A 16,716-nucleotide genomic window follows, 5' to 3' on the forward strand; every position below is an offset into this window, starting at 1 on the left:
AACTTCCGTCAAGGCCTGAAGAAAGACCCGCACCTCAACTGCCCTTCGTGGAGCAGAGCTTGGGCACGCGACAGGGCAGCTTGGGCATACGAAAGGGCCGCACCCCCGGTGAAGGGGATGCGGCCCGACTCTCGTGCCGAGAACCGTCAGCGAACCTCGGTGATCTCCGGCCCACGCTGCAACTGCCCCATGCCGCCGGAGAAGCGGGAACCCGCCTGCTCCTCCTGCTGGACACCCTCGGCGACCATCTGCGCGTCGTCCGGCAGCTTCAGGACGATCGGGTCGCGGGGAGCCATCGGGCCCTCACCGCGGACGACGACCGTGTCCCGGAAGATCTGCTCAAGCAGACCCGCGGCCTGCGGCTGCACCGCACCCTGCCCGGAGATCACTCCGCGCAGGAACCAGCGGGGACCGTCCACACCGACGAACCGTACGACCTGGAAACCGCCCGTGCCGTCCGGCAGCTGCACCGGAACCTGCGCGCGCAGCTCCCAGCCCAGCGGGCCCTCGACCTCGTCGATGACACCGCCCTGCTGGGTGATGCCGGAAGCGATCTCCTCGCGCACCTCGCCCCAGATGCCCTCACGCTTGGGAGCGGCGAAGGCCTGCAGCTGGATGGCGCTGTCCTTCAGGACGACGGTGGCGGCGACGATCGCGTCGCCCGCGACCTCGACCCGCAGCTCCATGCCGTCGACTCCGGGCACCAGAATGCCGCCCAGGTCCACACGGCCCTCGGCGGGGTCGCGCACCTCCGAGTCGTCCCAGGGACCGTCGGGCCGCGGCTCCGGCTCGAGCCTCACCCGCTCCCGTTCCGTCCCGTCCGCCTCAGTGTCGACATCGTCGACGACCTGCTCGGCCTCGCCCGCCGCGTCCTCGGCGGCACTGCCCTTCTTGCGACGTCCGAACACGTCACTGTCCTTCCCGGTCGGATACGACCGAAGCGTATCGATTCCCACCCGCCCCGCCGCCCACGGCGGCATGACCGCCGGTAGACCCGAAGCCCCCTGCGGCCCGCACCGAGTCGGGAAGCTCCGCGACCTCCTGGAAGCGGACCTTCTCGACCTGCTGGACGACCAGTTGGGCAATCCGGTCGAAGCGCTCGAACCGCACGGACTCGCGCGGGTCGAGATTCACCACGATCACCTTGATCTCCCCACGGTACCCGGCATCCACCGTCCCCGGGGCATTCACGAGGGCGACACCGCAGCGGGCGGCCAGCCCGGAACGGGGGTGCACGAAGGCCGCGTACCCCTCGGGCAGCGCGACAGACACCCCTGTGGGCAGAACGGCCCTCTCGCCCGGCTTCAGTTCACGACTCTCGGTGGTGCGCAGATCCGCTCCCGCGTCACCGGGGTGCGCGTACTCGGGAAGCGGAACTTCCGGGTCGATGCGCCTGATCAGCACATCCACGGGATTACGGGTCACGGGTTCACCTCGAAGGCGCGGGCGCGCCGGATCTGGTCCGGGTCGTTCATGGCCGCCCGGATCTCCTCCTGGCGGCCGTTGTCGATGAAGTGGTCGACCTTCACCTCGATGAAGAGGGCCTCGGCCCGGACGGCGACGGGCCCCTCGGGGCCGCCGATCCGCCCGGTGGCGGTCGAGTAGATCTTGCGTCCCGCCACAGCCGTGACCTCGGCCTCCAGATACAGCACGGTGTCGACGGGTACCGGCCGTACGAAGTCCGTCTCCAGCCGTCCCGTCACCGCGATGGTCCGCAGCAGCCAGTTCAGCGAGCCGAGCGACTCGTCGAGCGCGGTGGCGAGCACCCCGCCGTGCGCGAGACCGGGCGCACCCTGGTGGGCGGCCCGCACGGTGAACTCGGCCGTGATCCGGACCCCCTCCCCCGCGCGGGCTTCGAGGTGCAGCCCGTGGGCCTGTCCCTCGCCACACCCGAAACACTCTCCGTAGTGCGCGCCGAGGAGTTCCCCGGGCGGGGGCGCGTCGGGGTGCCGCACCGGCGCGACGGCGTCGGCGGGAGGCTTCAGAACTGAGGATGTACCACTCACAGCCGCAGACCTTACCCGCGCGTCAGAGCAACACCCGCACCGTGCCAAGCTTGGCCGCATGCAGCTCTCCGCCTCGCCGTACGAAGAACGCCTCCACGCGCCCCGCACCTGGTGGCTGGTCTGCTTCCTGGTGGGGGTCTCGATGGCCCTGATCTTCCTGCCGTTCGGTGCGCTGCCGCTGCTCGGCGGCCTGGTCGGCGGCACCGCGGTCGCGGCGGTCGTGACGAGCTCGTACGGCTCGATCCGCATCCGCGTCGTGGGCGACTCCCTGATCGCGGGCGACGCGAAGATCCCGGTCGCGGCCCTCGGCGACGCCGAGATCCTGGACCCGGAGGAGGCGCGCGCCTGGCGCACGTTCAAGGCCGACACTCGCGCCTTCATGCTCCTGCGCGCCTACATCCCCACAGCCCTCCGCGTCGAGGTCACCGACCCGGAAGACCCGACGCCCTACCTGTATCTGTCGACCCGGGAGCCGGAGCGCCTGGCAGCGGCCCTAGTGGCCGCACGGACGAAGGCGTAGGGACAGGCGCCCTCCGGACAGGCGGGGCGCTCTCGGGACGGGCGGGACGAGCTCAGTTCCCGAGCTCCTTGGGGATCTCCCCCATCCGCAGGGGGTCGGCGGGCCGCTCCAGCGGCGGCAGTTCGGGAAGCGCGTCCCACGGCACCTGGGACTTACGCAGGTCCTTGCGGATGTGCTCCGCGAGGCGCTTGGTGTCGCGGCGGTTCATCACCGCTCCGACCGCCGCGCCGACCATGAACGGCATCAGATTGGGCAGGTCCCGGACCACGCGCTTCATGATCTGCTGGCGCAGCTGGCGCTTCATCGGGCCGCCCAACGCCGCGCTGAGAGTCGCCGCTTTCGTCACGTCGATCCCGCGCTCGGTGGACCAGGAGTTCAGATACCCGGTGCTGCGCTGCGTCAGATTCCCCGGCGGCCGTACGCCGTAGACCTCGTGCAGTTCGGCGATCAGCTTCAGCTCGATCGCGGCGACGCCGGTGATCTCGGCGGCGATCTCCGTCGGCATCGCGGGCGGCACCGGAAGCATCGCGGCCGCGCCGATGCCGGCGCCCACCGCGGACGTCGCGTTGGCCGCGCCCGCGACAAGCTTGTCCGCGAGCTCCTCGGCGGTCAGCCCGGGGAACTGCCGACGGAGGGCCGCGAGATCCCGTACGGGGATACGCGGAGCCATCTCGATAATGCGGTCGGCAAGGTAGGACAGTCCTGCCCTGGCCCTGCTGCCGCCCTTGCGGACGCCTTCCCTGACTCCGTCACGGACGGCGGCCGCACGGCTCTTCGCCGTGGGCGCCGGGGTGCCCACGGGCACCAGGTCGTCGGCGGGCCCAAAAGCCCCTGACGACGTTGTCGCGGGCGCCGGCTCGAGCGAGGCTGATCCTGGTCCGGAAGAGCCCCGCTCGTCGTCACGCACGCCTTCAGAGCCGTCTGACGGCCCTTCGTCCGCTCCCCGTCCGGAGGAGCGGCGCTTCCAAGGAGGGGTCGAGCCAGTCACGGCCGACCCTGCCTCAGTCGCAGTCGCGGCAGATCGGCTGGCCGTTCTTCTCTCGGGCCAGCTGGCTGCGGTGGTGCACCAGGAAGCAGCTCATGCAAGTGAACTCGTCCTGCTGCTTGGGCAGGACCCGGACGGCCAGCTCTTCGTTCGAGAGGTCCGCGCCGGGCAGCTCCAGGCCTTCTGCGGCCTCGAACTCATCTACGTCGACAGACGACGTCGACTTGTCGTTCCGGCGAGCCTTCAGTTCTTCAAGGCTGTCCGAATCGACGTCGTCGTCGGTCTTGCGTGGGGTGTCGTAATCCGTTGCCATGTCGCTCTCCCCCTCTGGGTGTCTGCGGTGTCTCCAGCGCACGTAACGCGTGAGAGGCCGGACTTGTGCCCGACCCGAGGCGGAGATTTTGCCTCACATCAAGGTCTGTTACTCAATCGACACCCAACCGGACTCCTCAAGAGTGATCGGCTTGGATGGCGATGCGGACCGTACACGGTCCTAAGGCCGCACTTCAAAGGCGTTCCACCGTGTACTTCCCGTGATCTGGACCCCCGAAAACCCGGATTTTCCCGGCTTTCCGACGGCCTTCTTGATCACGGAGAGTAGATGGCCGGAAAATCGCCCTTGTGATCGATCACACACGAGACTCCTGGACCTATGCCCAGGAAATTCCGCGCAAAGCGAACATCCTCGCGTGTCGGCGACATGGTCTCAGATGGGAAGGGTGACTCGCATCACGAGCCCACCTCCTTCGCGCGGCTGAGCGACGATGAGACCCCCGTGCGCGCGGGCCACCGACCGGGCGATCGACAGGCCGAGGCCCACGCCCTTGTCGCTGCCCGTGCGCTCCGTACGCAGCCGCCGGAAGGGCTCGAAAAGATTGTCGATCTCGTACGCGGGAACCACCGGCCCCGTGTTCGACACCACCAGGACCGCCTGCCCGTGCTGGACCTCCGTGGTGACCTCGACCCAGCCGTCCTCCGGCACGTTGTACCGGACGGCGTTCTGGACGAGGTTCAGGGCGATCCGCTCAAGGAGGACGCCGTTGCCCTGGACGACCGCCGGGGCACGCTCCCCGCGCATCTCCACGCCCTTGGCGTCCGCCTCGGCGTGCACCTGGTCGACGGCCTGCGAGGCGACCTCCGCAAGGTCCACAGGCTTGCGCTCGACGATCTGGTTGTCGCTGCGGGCGAGCAGCAGCAGGCCCTCGACGAGCTGCTCGCTGCGCTCGTTGGTGGCCAGCAGGGTCTTGCCAAGCTGCTGCAGCTCCATCGGCGCCCCGGGGTCGGAGAGGTGCACTTCGAGGAGCGTGCGGTTGATCGCGAGCGGGGTGCGCAGTTCGTGCGAGGCGTTCCCGACGAAGCGCTGCTGAGCGGTGAAGGCCCGCTGCAGCCGCTCCAGCATGTCGTCGAAGGTGTCCGCCAGCTCCTTCAACTCGTCGTCCGGGCCGTCCAGTTCGATCCGCCGGGAGAGGTCCGAGCCGGCCACCGCGCGCGCGGTGCGGGTGATCCGGCCGAGCGGCGAGAGCACCCGGCCCGCCATCGCGTAACCGAAGGCGAAGGCGATGATGGCCAGGCCGAGCAGGGCGAGCAGCGAACGGCTGAGCAGGTCGTCCAGGGCATGCTGGCGCTGCTCGTTGACGCAGGCGTTCATCGCGCTGTTGAGCTCGGTCGCCGAAGGCTGGGCCGGGAAGTTGCAGGTCTGGCTGCTCACTCCGCCGGAGACGATCCTGAAGGGCAGATCACTGCCCACGTTCAGGGCCTGCGCGGCGAGCAGATAGATGATCGACAGCAGCATGATGCCGGCGATCAGGAACATGCCGCCGTACAGCAGCGTCAGCCGTATCCGGATGGTCGGCCTCAGCCAGGGGAAGGGAGGCTCGACTCTTCTGGGGTCCCACGTGGGCTTCGGAGGCGCCGTGGGAGGCGCGGGGGTCGTGGCCACAGTGGATCAGATCCGGTAGCCGGAGCCGGGCACGGTGACGATCACGGGGGGCTCGCCGAGCTTGCGGCGCAGGGTCATGACCGTGACCCGTACGACGTTGGTGAAGGGGTCCGTGTTCTCGTCCCAGGCCTTCTCCAGGAGCTGTTCCGCGGAGACGACGGCGCCCTCGCTGCGCAGCAGCACCTCCAGGACCGCGAACTCCTTGGGCGCGAGCTGGACTTCCTTGCCGTCGCGGAAGACCTCGCGGCGGTTGGGGTCGAGCTTGATCCCGGCGCGCTCGAGGACGGGCGGCAGGGGCAGGCTCGTACGGCGGCCGAGGGCACGCACGCGGGCCGTCAGCTCGCTGAACGCGAAGGGCTTGGGGAGGTAGTCGTCGGCGCCGATCTCCAGGCCCTCGACGCGGTCGCTGACGTCGCCGGACGCGGTGAGCATCAGCACGCGCGTGGGCATGCCGAGCTCGACGACCTTGCGGCAGACGTCGTCGCCGTGCACGAGCGGGAGGTCACGGTCGAGGACGACCACGTCGTAGTCGTTGACCCCGATGCGCTCCAGGGCGGCCGCGCCGTCGTACACGACGTCGACGGCCATGGCCTCCCGGCGCAGTCCGGTGGCCACCGCATCGGCGAGCAGCTGCTCGTCCTCGACGACGAGTACACGCACGTCGCTTGTCCTTCCTCTGTCCACCCGCGTAGCGCCGTTTCAGCGCATGCGGGCAGGGTCTGTCGTGGGTAAGGCCTCCATCCTGCCCTTTTCGGCCATAAGTCGGCTGTAAGACGGGTGAGAGCGTGTGGGAATGCCAGATTTTCTCGTGCGGTTGAGGTTTCCACGGAAGAGAGCGGGGGGAGGACGGCTTTACACCCCGCGATCACGCTCTGCTTGTGGCAAGCCACCTTGTGGTACGTCAATCCGCTTTCCGCAGAGTGGGCGTGGGTGTCCGGCACCGTCGCCGCCCAGCCGGGCAGCGCTGGGCACCCCTTGGAGACGTGATCGCCCCTTCCGAACGGCACACCCCCGTGCCATCGACCCACGACCCAGGACGAGGGGGCGCAGCATGGACGCTTTCACCGCAGGACTTCTGCAGCGCATAAGGGCTACCGAGTCCGACCTGACGCGGGCTCGCGAAACAGGCGACGACTTCCTCGCGGAGGTCGAGCAGGCCGAGCTCGACGACCTGCACCGCCTCGCCGCCGAGCACGGTGTCGAGGTCGGCGCGACGCGCGTCTGATCAGTTCTTCTCTAAAACTTCATCCGTACGAGAGCGGGCCCCGGCATCGATCCAGTGCCGGGGCCCCGCTCTGTTCGCCGCCTGTTTGTAAGCGTGGCCGGCCGCGCTGTTGTACGCGCCGTCAGTCGTGCCAGGCGCCGAACTCCTCCAGGAGCCGCTGGAGGGGCTCGAAGACGCCCGGGGAGGCCGCGACCGCCAGATCGCCTCCGGGGCGCTCTCCAGGGCGTCCACCGGTCAGGGCGCCCGCCTCACGGGCGATCAGGTCGCCCGCCGCGAGGTCCCAGGGGTGGAGCCCGCGCTCGTAGTAGCCGTCGAGGCGGCCCGCCGCGACGTCGCACAGGTCGACCGCCGCCGAGCCGGAGCGCCTGATGTCACGGAGCAGCGGGATCAGCCGCTGGGCGACGTCGGCCTGGTGGGTCTTGACCTCGGTCACGTAGTTGAAGCCGGTGGAGACCAGGGCCTGGTCCAGGGATGGCGACGGGCGGCAGGTCAGCCGGCGTTCGCCGACCCAGGCTCCGGTGGCCCGGGCGCCACGGCCGCGTACCGCGTGGTAGGTCTCGCCGCGCATCGGCGCCGCGACGACTCCGACGACGGTCTCGCCGTTCTGTTCGGCGGCGATGGACACCGCCCACGTAGGCAGCCCGTACAGGTAGTTGACCGTGCCGTCGAGCGGGTCGACGACCCAGCGGATGCCGCTGGTGCCCTCCGTGGCGGCGCCCTCCTCGCCGAGGAAGCCGTCGGCGGGGCGGTGCTGGGTGATCAGGTCGGTGATCAGCTTCTCGGCGGCGATGTCCATCTCGGTGACGACGTCGATCGGGCTGGACTTGGTCGCGGCGACCGTGAGGTCCGCCGGACGTCCGTCCCGGAGCAGCTCACCGGCGCTGCGGGCGGCCTGGTGGGCGAGCTGGAGCAGTTCGGTGTGCAGGGGCTCGATCACGGGGCTCCTCAGGCGTACGGACTGTCGGCGCCCGCGGCGGCGGGCTTGGGGGCGCGGGCGGGGCAGCAGCCCACGGGGCACAGGTCGTGACTCGCGCCGAGCGCACCCAGGGCGCAGGGTGTCACCTGGCGCCCGCTCTCGGACGCGGCGCGCTCCAGAACGAGTTCACGGATCGCCGCGGCGAACCGCGGATCGGCGCCCACGGTGGCCGAACGGCGCACCGGCAGCCCCAGCTCCGCCGCCTTGGCCGTGGCCTCGGTGTCGAGGTCGTACAGGACCTCCATGTGGTCCGAGACGAACCCGATGGGGGCCATCACGACGGCCGGGACACCGGCGCCGTGCAGCTCTTCCAGGTGGTCGCAGATGTCGGGCTCCAGCCACGGGATGTGGGGCGCTCCCGAGCGCGACTGGTAGACGAGCTGCCAGGGGTGCTCGATCCCCGTCTCCTCGCGCACGATGTCGACGATCAGCCGCGCCACGTCCAGATGCTGCCTGACGTACGCGCCCCCGTCACCGTGGTCCTCCACGGGCCCGGAGGCATCGGCGGCCGCGTCCGGGATGGAGTGCGTCGTGAAGGCGAGGTGCGCGCCCTCCCGTACGTCCTGGTCCAGTTCGGCCAGGGACTTCAGGACGCCCTCGGCCATGGGCCGGACGAAGCCGGGGTGGTTGAAGTAGTGCCGCAGCTTGTCGACCTTCGGCAGGTCCAGACCCTCGGCCTCCAGGGTGGCCAGCGCCTCGGCGAGGTTCTCGCGGTACTGGCGGCAGCCCGAGTACGAGGCGTACGCGCTGGTGGCGAGGACCAGGATGCGGCGCCTGCCGTCGGCGGCCATCTCGCGCAGGGTGTCGGTCAGGTACGGCGCCCAGTTGCGGTTGCCCCAGTAGACGGGCAGGTCCAGGCCGTGGTCGGCGAAGTCCTTGCGGAGGGCGTCGAGCAGGGCGCGGTTCTGGTCGTTGATGGGGCTGACCCCGCCGAACAGGAAGTAGTGCTGCCCCACCTCCTTGAGCCGTTCCTTGGGGATGCCGCGCCCCCGCGTCACGTTCTCCAGGAACGGGACCACGTCGTCCGGGCCTTCCGGGCCGCCGAACGAGAGCAGGAGAAGGGCGTCGTAGGGGGTGGCATCGAGCGCGTCTGGCATGTCTTCGATCCTGCCATCCGTCGCTGACAGACGGACAACGGCCACATGACAAGCGGTCCGCGGGAGTGCGTTAGGGTCACCTCACCCGTAAGCTGTATCGGCCAGATTCACGCCTTACCGGTGTTCAGGCCGCCCGTAGTGACCGGGGGGCCGAGCCGAGCCGACCGGAGTTCCCCGTGCCCAGCCCGTACCGCGCCCTGTTCGCCGCCCCCGGCACCAAGGGATTCTCCGCCGCGGGCTTCCTCGGCCGGATGCCCCTGTCGATGATGGGCATCGGCGTGGTCACGATGATCTCCCAGCTCACCGGGCGGTACGGCCTCGCGGGCGCCCTGTCGGCGACGATGGCTCTGGCCGCCGCGGTGATGGGCCCGCAGGTCTCCCGGCTGGTGGACCGGCACGGGCAGCGGCGAATACTGCGCCCTGTGACGCTGTTCGCCCTGGCCGCGGCCGCCGGGCTGCTGCTCGCGGCGAAGTTCGGGTGGCCGGACTGGGTGCTGTTCGTCTGCTCGGCCGGCATCGGCTGCGTACCGAGCATCGGCGCGATGATCAGGGCGCGCTGGGCGGCCCTCTACCGGGACACCCCGCAGCTGCACACCGCGTACTCCTTCGAGTCCGTGATGGACGAGATCTGCTTCATCTTCGGACCGATCATCTCCATCGGGCTGTCCACGGTGTGGTTCCCGGAGGCGGGGCCGCTGCTCGCCGCCTGCTTCCTCGCCGTCGGCGTCTTCTGGCTGACGGCCCAGCGCGCCACCGAACCCGTGCCTCATCCGCGCGAGCACCACAAGGGCGGTTCGGCGATGGCCTCGGCCGGACTCCAGGTCCTGGTGGCCACGTTCGTGGCGACCGGAGCGATCTTCGGTGCCGTCGACGTGGTCACGGTGGCCTTCGCCGAGGAGCAGGGCCACAAGGGTGCGGCGAGCATCGTGCTTGCGCTGTACGCGGCGGGCTCCTGTGTGGCGGGAGCCGTGTTCGGGCTGCTGCACTTCAAGGGGTCGCCCGAACCTCGGTGGCTGCTGGGCATATGCGCGATGGCCGTGAGTATGATCCCCCTCCTACTGGTCGGAAACTTGCCGTTTCTGGCTGTGGCGCTGTTCGTTGCGGGCCTGTCCATCGCTCCCACGATGATCACCACGATGTCCCTCATCGAGCAGCACGTACCACGCGCGAAACTGACCGAGGGCATGACCTGGATCAGCACCGGGCTCGCGGTCGGGGTCGCGCTCGGTTCCTCCGTGGCCGGCTGGGTGATCGACGCCGCCGGTGCGAAGGCCGGGTACGGGGTTCCGGCGGTGTCCGGAGCCGTCGCGGTCGCGGTCGGTTTCCTCGGGTATCGCCGGCTGAGCAGGCCGGTTCCGCATCGGGGAGGGACCCATGAGCAGCACAGCGAACGGGAAGAGCGGAACGTGGCGTAACTGGGCGGGCACGGTCACCGCCCGGCCGGCACGAGAGGTCACCCCCGCTTCCGTGGAGGAACTCTCCGCGGCCGTGCGCAGGGCCGCCGAGGACGGTCTGAAGGTGAAGGCCGTCGGCACCGGGCACTCCTTCACGGCAGTCGCCGCGACCGACGGCGTATTGATCCGCCCTCAACTGTTGACGGGGATACGCAGGATCGATCGCGAGACGGGCACCGTCACCGTCGAGGCGGGCACCCCGCTCAAGCGTCTCAACCTGGCTCTCGCCCGCGAGGGGCTGTCGCTCACGAACATGGGCGACATCATGGAGCAGACGGTTTCCGGGGCGGTCAGCACCGGGACGCACGGCACCGGGCGCGATTCCGCCTCGATCGCCGCCCAGATCAAGGGCCTTGAGCTGGTCACCGCCGACGGCTCGGTCCTGGTCTGCTCCGAGAAGGAGAACCCCGAGGTCTTCGCAGCCGCCCGGGTCGGAATCGGCGCCCTGGGGATCATCACCGCGATCACCCTCTCCGTAGAGCCCATATTTCTGCTCACGGCCCGCGAGGAAGCGATGACCTTCGACAAGGTCACCGCCGACTTCGATGAACTGTTCACAGAGAACGAGCACTTCGAGTTCTACTGGTTCCCGCACACCGGCAACTGCAACACCAAGCGCAACAACCGCAGCGCGGGCCCCGAGAAGCCGGTGCCACAGCTCAACGGCTGGATCGAGGACGAGCTCCTCTCCAACGGCGTCTTCCACGCGGCCAATCTGCTCGGCCGCGCCGTGCCCGCCACCGTCCCGACGATCGCGAAGATCTCCAGCCGCGCGCTGTCCGCGCGGACCTACACCGACATTCCCTGCAAGGTCTTCACTTCTCCGCGCCGGGTGCGCTTCGTGGAGATGGAGTACGCCGTTCCGCGCGAGGCCCTCGTCGAGACGCTGCGTGAGCTGAAGACGATGGTCGACCGCTCGTCCCTGCGGGTCAGTTTCCCCGTCGAGGTGCGCACGGCCCCCGCGGACGACATCACGCTCTCGACGGCGTCCGGGCGGGAGAGCGCGTACATCGCCGTCCATATGTTCAAGGGCACCCCCTATCAGGCGTACTTCACCGCCGCCGAGCGGATCCTCACCGCGCACGAGGGGCGGCCGCACTGGGGCAAGGTGCACACGCGTGACGCGGAGTACTTCTCCGGGGTCTATCCGCGCTTCGGCGAGTTCACTGAGCTGAGGGATCGGCTCGACCCGGATCGGCGCTTTGGGAACGACTACTTGCGTCGGGTCCTGGGCTCGTAGCCGTCGCGCTGGGTGTGGGGGTCGGGTTGCCGTCCCCGGTCTGCGGGGTGGCGCTGGAACTCGGCGTCGGCGTGGGCGTCGTAGCTCCGCCGTCGTCCTGGGTGGCACCGGCGCCGCTGCCGCCCGACGGCCCCACGGAGGAGGACCCTGCCGAGGGCGTCGTACCGGAAGTGCTGGATGTACTGGATGTGCCGGGCTCCGACGTGGAGTTGGAGCCGCTCCCGCCGAAGGCGTCGCCGACTGTCGTGCTCCGGCCGTCGCCGCTGAAGCTCCGGCCCGACACGAGTTCGTATGTCGTGATGCCCGCCATGGTGACGCCGAAGACCAGCGCCGCCGCGACCACCGGCCGCCTCCAGCTCCTGACCCGCGCGCGGTAGACGGTCCCCTCGGTGAACTCCCCCGCGGCCGGAGCCTGCTGGGCCTTCGGCTTGGCCTGCACCGTCACGTCGCGTATCTGCTCGCCGGTGCGCTTGAAGAAGTGCTGGAAGACCGTGCCGCCGCAGGTGGCGACCACGCTGACCAGGCCTGCGCCCAGCATCGTCCCGTAGACCCCGAAGTAGGAGGCGAGTTTCGCGGCCACCACCGCGGCCACCGCACTGCCCGCCACTTGCGGGACGCTCAGATCCAATCGTTTCTTCCCGGCCCCCTCACCGATCCCCGACTCCGCACCTACATCCGGCTTTTCACGCATTCCCGGACCTTGCCTGCCTTTCCCGAACTTGATCGACTTGCCTCACTTGATCGACCGACTGCACGAGAAAGGGACGTACGGGCGAAACAATTAGTTCCGTTTGCGACGATTACGTGAAGTGCGCCACTTTTCATGGTCACGAAAACACCGCATCCGCCGGCCAACTACCACCCCCTGCTCGAAGTTGGGCGGCGTGCCGATCCACGCAAGTGGCCCGAATGGAGTACTCTTGCGAGCCCTGGGACCGGACTCCCGCCAGGGTGTCCGGGGCCTTGCAGGACCGCCGGGAGGGGGCTCGTTGCACAGGGTGATGGAGTTCGTCACTTAGCGTTGCGAATAGGTAACCGTGCCATAACGGCGATCCCGGGCCTGTGCCCGACACGCCGGGCAACTCGGCAAGGTTGTGGCAGGCTGCACCCGGGCAGGCCACACTCGACTAGCGGAAGCAGCGACGCACGTGACGTCGGCAGGCACCACCCGGGAGGTCCCCATGCCGGAACTGCGTGTCGTGGCCGTCTCTAACGACGGCACACGGCTGGTGCTGAAGGCTGCGGACAGCACGGAGTACACGCTTCCGATTGATGAGCGTCTGCGCGCCGCTGTACGCGGCGACCGTCCCCGCCTCGGCCAGATCGAAATCGAGGTGGAGAGTCATCTCCGCCCCCGAGACATTCAGGCGCGTATACGTGCCGGCGCCTCCGCCGAGGAGGTCGCCTCGCTCGCCGGGATCCCCGTCGACCGGGTGCGGCGCTTCGAGGGGCCTGTCCTCGCCGAGCGTGCCTTCATGGCCGAGCGCGCAAGGAAGACCCCTGTCCGCCGTCCAGGCGAGAACGCGGGACCCCAGCTCGGTGAGGCCGTGCAGGAGCGGCTGACGCTGCGCGGCGCCGAGAAGGAGACCGCCCAATGGGACTCCTGGCGTCGTGACGACGGCACCTGGGAAGTACTGCTGGTCTACCGGGTCGCGGGTGAGCCGCACTCGGCGAGCTGGACGTACGACCCGCCGCGGCGGCTCGTCCAGGCCGTCGACGACGAGGCGCGCTCGCTGATCGGCGAGTCCGACGACCTCTCGGCGGCCGCCGAACCGAGCTTCCCGTTCGTGCCGCGGATCGCCCGGCTGCCCCGGGACCGCCCGCTGGACCGCGCCCTGGACCGGCAGATGGAGCGGCCGAGCCTGCCCGCGCCGTCCGCGGAGCCGGTCGAGGAGTCCGAGCGCGACTCGCTCACCAGCCTCCTGGAGGCGGTGCCGAGCTTCCGCGGCGACATGGTGGTGCCCGAGCGTCCCTCCACCACGGAGCGGCCCGACACGGAGGAACCCGCCCCCGAGCCCGAGACCGAGGAGCCCCCGGCTCCCGCGGCCTCGGCCGGTGCCGGATCCGCCTACGCGGACGTGCTCATGCCTCGCTCGGTCGGCGCCCACCGCGACCGTCTCGTCGGCGCGACCGACCGCCAGGCCGAGGCCGACGGCGTCCGCCCGGGCCGCCGCGCGGCGGTCCCGAGCTGGGACGAGATCGTGTTCGGTACACGGCGGAAGAAGCAGGACTGATCAGTCGTACGACGATGGGGCCCGCGCCGGTTCGGTGCGGGCCCCATCGCTGCTGCCGAGGGTCGGGAACGGCCGCCGCTACTGAGGGTCCGGACCGACCGCGACCGGGCGGCTCCCGTCGTTGGACCACTCCGACCAGGAACCCGCGTACAGCGCGGCCGGGATACCCGCGACGGCGAGCGCCAGCACCTCGTGCGCGCCGGAGACGCCCGAACCGCAGTAGACGCCGACCTCGGAGGTGCCGGTCGCGCCAAGGGACTTGAAGCGGTCGGCGAGTTCCGCGGCGGGCAGGAACCGTCCGTCGTCCGTGACGTTCTGCGTGGTCGGCGCGGAGACCGCGCCGGGGATGTGCCCGCCCACGGGGTCGATCGGTTCGACCTCGCCGCGGTACCGCTCGCCCGCCCGGGCGTCGAGCAGCAGTCCGGTACGGGCCAGCGCCGCCGCCCCGTCAGCGTCGAGCAGCGGCCGGGCGCCGGGCACCGGTACGAAGGATCCGGCAGCGGGGGCGGGCAGCTCCGACGACACCGGACCGCTCCAGGCGGTGAACCCGCCGTCAAGCACACGCACGGACGGGTGACCCGTATAGCCCAGCAGCCACCACGCGCGCGCGGCGCCCCAGCCGAGCCCGCCGTCGTACACAACGACATCGCGGTCCGCCGAGACACCGGCGGCACGCATCGCCGCGCCGAAGACTTCGGGATCGGGCAGCGGATGACGGCCCCCGGCCCCCGCCGGACCTGCAAGTTCAGAATCCAAATCGACAAAAACGGCGCCAGGAATGTGCGCCTTCTCGTACTCGGAGCGCAGACTCGGACCACCCAGCTGCCAGCGGACGTCGAGGACGACCGGGGGGTTCGGTCCGGCCAGGTCGCTCGCCAGCTCGGGTGCGGAGATGATGGCGTTCATGGCCACCATCCTTGCGCACGGGGTGGCCGCGTCGTCCATGTCGGGCTACTGTGCTCCGCCGGGCGGGTCCGATCACCAGGCGTATGGGATCGGGCACATGCTGTACAGCCGATGGACACCACGCGGCAATCGTGCGGAAACGGACGGGAAACGGCTCATCGGGCATCCTCCGGCCGTAGGCCGCTGAACGACGGCGCGGCCGGGACGCACGGTGCGACCGGTGGTGCGAACATCGGCACGGGGCTTATGAGCACGCGATCGCGGTACGCGTGCGGTAGGCGGAAGGTGACCCGGCCACCGCGAGGGGCCGAGAAGAGAGTGACGATGACCGAGGCACGGGGGTCGGCCGGCCTGAACGGCACAACGCACGCTCGGCACGCGCCCGGCACACCCTGCTGGGTGAGCCTGATGGTGCACGGGATGGCCACGACCCAGGACTTCTACGGAGCGCTGTTCGGCTGGCAGTTCCAGCCGGGCCCGCACCAGCTCGGCCCCTACGTGCGGGCCCTGCTCGACGATCAAGAGGTGGCGGGGATCGGGCAGCTGCCGCCCGACCGGCATCTGCCCATCGCCTGGACGCCGTATCTCGCCTCGGACGACGTCGACCTGACCGCCGAGACGGTGCGGCTCAGCGGCGGCACCGTGGGGGTCGGCCCGCTGGACGCGGGCGAGGCCGGCCGCATGGCGATCGCCTCGGACCCGACGGGCGCCGTCTTCGGGATCTGGCAGGCGGCCGCCCACCTGGGCACGGGGATCACCGGCGTGCCCGGTACCCCCGCGTGGAACGAGCTCGTGACCCGCGACACCGAGAGCGTCGTCAAGTTCTACCAGGGGGTCTTCGGCTACGAGCTGGAGCCGGTCGTCTCGGCCGACTTCGACTACGTGACCCTGCACATCAACAGCAGTCCGGTGGCCGGCATCCACGGCGTCGGCCACGGCCTGCCCCGCGACCGGGGCCCGCACTGGATGACGTACTTCGAGGCCGCGGACGTGGACGACATGGTCGCCCGTGTCACGGACCTCGGCGGGCATCTCCTCAAACCGGCCCACGACTCGCACTACGGGCGGGTGGCGACGGTGGCGGACCCGGAGGGCGCGATGTTCTCCCTGATCCACACCGTCCATTGACGTGATCAACACCGTCCATTGAACGGACGCCGGACTTCACTCTCCTGATGCGTTCAGGGCGTGAGCATCCGGTCCTGCTCCACCGGGGGTGTGCCGTCGTACCAGGGCAGAGGCTTGCCGAAGCGGACCAGTTCGCCGTAGAGGGCGGGATCGGCGTGGTCGGCGAAGATCAGGTCGAGCACGGCTCGGGCGGCCCGGGCCGGCGACTGGGCGTGGCTGTAGTCGCTGAACCAGGGGCGTGAGGTGGCAGTGTCGACCATGCCGGGGCACACCGCCGCGATCAACGTGCCGGTGGCGAGGTCGTGTTCGCGGCGTTCGGCGGCGAGCGCGCGGACGGCGGCGACCTGAGCCACCTTCGAGGGCACGTTCAGCCACATCGGCCAGCCCGCCTCCGCGGCGGTCCTGTTGTGGATGGCGCGGCGCCACGACTCGACGGCGTATTCGACCTGGTCGAGGCTCGCGCCGTCGAACAAGTGGTGCAGCCGCGGGTCGAGATGGCCGAGCGTGCCCAGGCTGCTGGCCACGACGAGCAGCCGTCCGCCCGGGCGCAGGGCGGGACCGAAGGAGCGCAGGATCGCGTGAGTGGCGGTGTTGGAGACGTCGATGAACTCGTCGGCCCGCTCGGCCTGCGACTCCTCGGGCAGCACGCGCGCGATCGCGTTGGAGATGACGACGTCGACCCCTCCGTGGCGGGCCCGGAGGTCCTCGGCGAGGCGGGCGATGGCTTCGGTGTCGGTGACGTCCAGGACGCGGCCCTCGACGCGGGCGCGGGTACCGGGCAGCTGGGTGACCTCGCGGGCGGCGTCCGTCACGCGCTGGTGGCTGCGGCCGGTCAGCAGGACCAGGTCGTCCGGGCTCATACGGGCCGCCAGTCCTTCGACGAGGGCCCGGCCGAGTCCTTGGTTGGCGCCCGTGACGAGGGCGATGCGTGAAGCGTTCATGCGTCCCACGCTAGGAACGCCGTATCCATGAGTCCAACGAGAGTTCGGCACGGCTAGCATGCGTG

18 protein-coding genes are annotated in these 16,716 nt (G+C 70.1%); 6 read left to right on the plus strand and 12 right to left on the minus strand.

Going from position 1 to position 16,716, the window contains the following annotated elements; all coding sequences use genetic code 11:
- Nucleotides 1–146: 146 nt before the first annotated feature.
- Genes OG246_RS40365 through OG246_RS40375 form a run of 3 tightly spaced genes read right to left on the minus strand, consistent with a single transcriptional unit; the run spans nt 147 to nt 2,006 of the window.
- A complete protein-coding gene (locus tag OG246_RS40365) occupies nt 147–908 on the minus strand; it encodes a DUF3710 domain-containing protein (protein ID WP_266474239.1) in 762 nt (253 codons plus the stop codon).
- Between the two features lies 1 nt (nt 909).
- Nucleotides 910–1,425: a dUTP diphosphatase gene (gene dut, locus OG246_RS40370; protein ID WP_266474240.1), complete on the minus strand. Its 516-nt coding sequence runs from the start codon at nt 1,423–1,425 to the stop codon at nt 910–912.
- The gene (locus OG246_RS40375) at nt 1,422–2,006 is read right to left on the minus strand and encodes a PaaI family thioesterase (RefSeq protein WP_266474241.1); all 585 of its coding nucleotides are present in this window, start codon (nt 2,004–2,006) and stop codon (nt 1,422–1,424) included. The genes dut and OG246_RS40375 overlap by 4 nt, the downstream gene beginning before the upstream one ends.
- 58 nt (nt 2,007–2,064) lie before the next feature.
- Between OG246_RS40375 and OG246_RS40380 the strand changes: the two genes are divergently transcribed.
- A complete protein-coding gene (locus tag OG246_RS40380) occupies nt 2,065–2,526 on the plus strand; it encodes a DUF3093 domain-containing protein (protein ID WP_266474242.1) in 462 nt (153 codons plus the stop codon).
- 52 nt (nt 2,527–2,578) lie between these two features.
- On the opposite strand, the gene OG246_RS40385 is transcribed toward OG246_RS40380, so the two are convergent.
- The 4 genes from OG246_RS40385 to OG246_RS40400 all read right to left on the minus strand — a co-directional run bounded on the left by OG246_RS40385 (nt 2,579) and on the right by OG246_RS40400 (nt 6,110).
- Nucleotides 2,579–3,514, minus strand: a complete 936-nt coding sequence (locus OG246_RS40385) for a hypothetical protein (RefSeq protein ID WP_266474243.1) — start codon at nt 3,512–3,514, stop codon at nt 2,579–2,581.
- Nucleotides 3,515–3,527: 13 nt separating this feature from the next.
- On the minus strand, nt 3,528–3,824 hold the full coding sequence (locus tag OG246_RS40390; RefSeq protein ID WP_003997302.1) for a DUF4193 domain-containing protein: 297 nt from the start codon (nt 3,822–3,824) through the stop codon (nt 3,528–3,530).
- Between the two features lie 393 nt (nt 3,825–4,217).
- Entirely contained in the window at nt 4,218–5,450 is a 1,233-nt protein-coding gene (locus OG246_RS40395; protein WP_266474244.1) for a HAMP domain-containing sensor histidine kinase, read from the minus strand.
- 6 nt (nt 5,451–5,456) lie between these two features.
- Nucleotides 5,457–6,110: a response regulator transcription factor gene (locus OG246_RS40400; protein ID WP_266474245.1), complete on the minus strand. Its 654-nt coding sequence runs from the start codon at nt 6,108–6,110 to the stop codon at nt 5,457–5,459.
- 391 nt (nt 6,111–6,501) lie between these two features.
- Between OG246_RS40400 and OG246_RS40405 the strand changes: the two genes are divergently transcribed.
- Nucleotides 6,502–6,675, plus strand: a complete 174-nt coding sequence (locus OG246_RS40405; protein ID WP_167459062.1) for a hypothetical protein — start codon at nt 6,502–6,504, stop codon at nt 6,673–6,675.
- 121 nt (nt 6,676–6,796) lie between these two features.
- Here the strand turns inward: OG246_RS40405 and OG246_RS40410 are convergent, their stop codons facing one another.
- Both OG246_RS40410 and OG246_RS40415 read right to left on the minus strand, forming a co-directional pair.
- On the minus strand, nt 6,797–7,612 hold the full coding sequence (locus OG246_RS40410) for an inositol monophosphatase family protein (RefSeq protein ID WP_266474248.1): 816 nt from the start codon (nt 7,610–7,612) through the stop codon (nt 6,797–6,799).
- Nucleotides 7,613–7,620: 8 nt separating this feature from the next.
- Nucleotides 7,621–8,748, minus strand: a complete 1,128-nt coding sequence (locus OG246_RS40415) for a ferrochelatase (protein ID WP_266474249.1) — start codon at nt 8,746–8,748, stop codon at nt 7,621–7,623.
- A gap of 176 nt (nt 8,749–8,924) precedes the next feature.
- Here OG246_RS40415 and OG246_RS40420 point away from each other — a divergent pair, with 176 nt between their 5' ends.
- Both OG246_RS40420 and OG246_RS40425 read left to right on the plus strand, forming a co-directional pair.
- Nucleotides 8,925–10,163, plus strand: a complete 1,239-nt coding sequence (locus OG246_RS40420; protein ID WP_266474250.1) for an MFS transporter — start codon at nt 8,925–8,927, stop codon at nt 10,161–10,163.
- Nucleotides 10,123–11,442, plus strand: coding sequence for a D-arabinono-1,4-lactone oxidase (locus tag OG246_RS40425; RefSeq protein WP_266474252.1), 1,320 nt, complete (start codon nt 10,123–10,125; stop codon nt 11,440–11,442). Before OG246_RS40420 ends, OG246_RS40425 begins: the two co-directional genes overlap by 41 nt.
- Here the strand turns inward: OG246_RS40425 and OG246_RS40430 are convergent.
- Nucleotides 11,366–12,133, minus strand: coding sequence for a hypothetical protein (locus OG246_RS40430; RefSeq protein WP_266474254.1), 768 nt, complete (start codon nt 12,131–12,133; stop codon nt 11,366–11,368). The genes OG246_RS40425 and OG246_RS40430 overlap by 77 nt on opposite strands.
- 457 nt (nt 12,134–12,590) lie before the next feature.
- Between OG246_RS40430 and sepH the strand changes: the two genes are divergently transcribed.
- Nucleotides 12,591–13,676 (plus strand): septation protein SepH, encoded by a 1,086-nt coding sequence (gene sepH, locus OG246_RS40435; protein WP_266474255.1) that lies wholly within the window; start codon nt 12,591–12,593, stop codon nt 13,674–13,676.
- Nucleotides 13,677–13,754: 78 nt separating this feature from the next.
- Here sepH and OG246_RS40440 read toward each other — a convergent pair whose 3' ends face one another.
- Nucleotides 13,755–14,582, minus strand: a complete 828-nt coding sequence (locus tag OG246_RS40440; protein ID WP_266474256.1) for a sulfurtransferase — start codon at nt 14,580–14,582, stop codon at nt 13,755–13,757.
- A gap of 324 nt (nt 14,583–14,906) precedes the next feature.
- On the opposite strand from OG246_RS40440, the gene OG246_RS40445 reads away from it, so the two are divergent.
- A complete protein-coding gene (locus OG246_RS40445) occupies nt 14,907–15,710 on the plus strand; it encodes a VOC family protein (RefSeq protein ID WP_266474257.1) in 804 nt (267 codons plus the stop codon).
- Between the two features lie 53 nt (nt 15,711–15,763).
- On the opposite strand, the gene OG246_RS40450 is transcribed toward OG246_RS40445, so the two are convergent.
- Complete coding sequence (locus OG246_RS40450) at nt 15,764–16,651, minus strand: SDR family NAD(P)-dependent oxidoreductase (protein WP_266474258.1); 888 nt, start codon at nt 16,649–16,651, stop codon at nt 15,764–15,766.
- Nucleotides 16,652–16,716: the final 65 nt, after the last annotated feature.

This window comes from Streptomyces sp. NBC_00620 (assembly GCF_026341825.1).
In the GTDB taxonomy this organism is placed as follows: Bacteria; Actinomycetota; Actinomycetes; order Streptomycetales; family Streptomycetaceae; genus Streptomyces.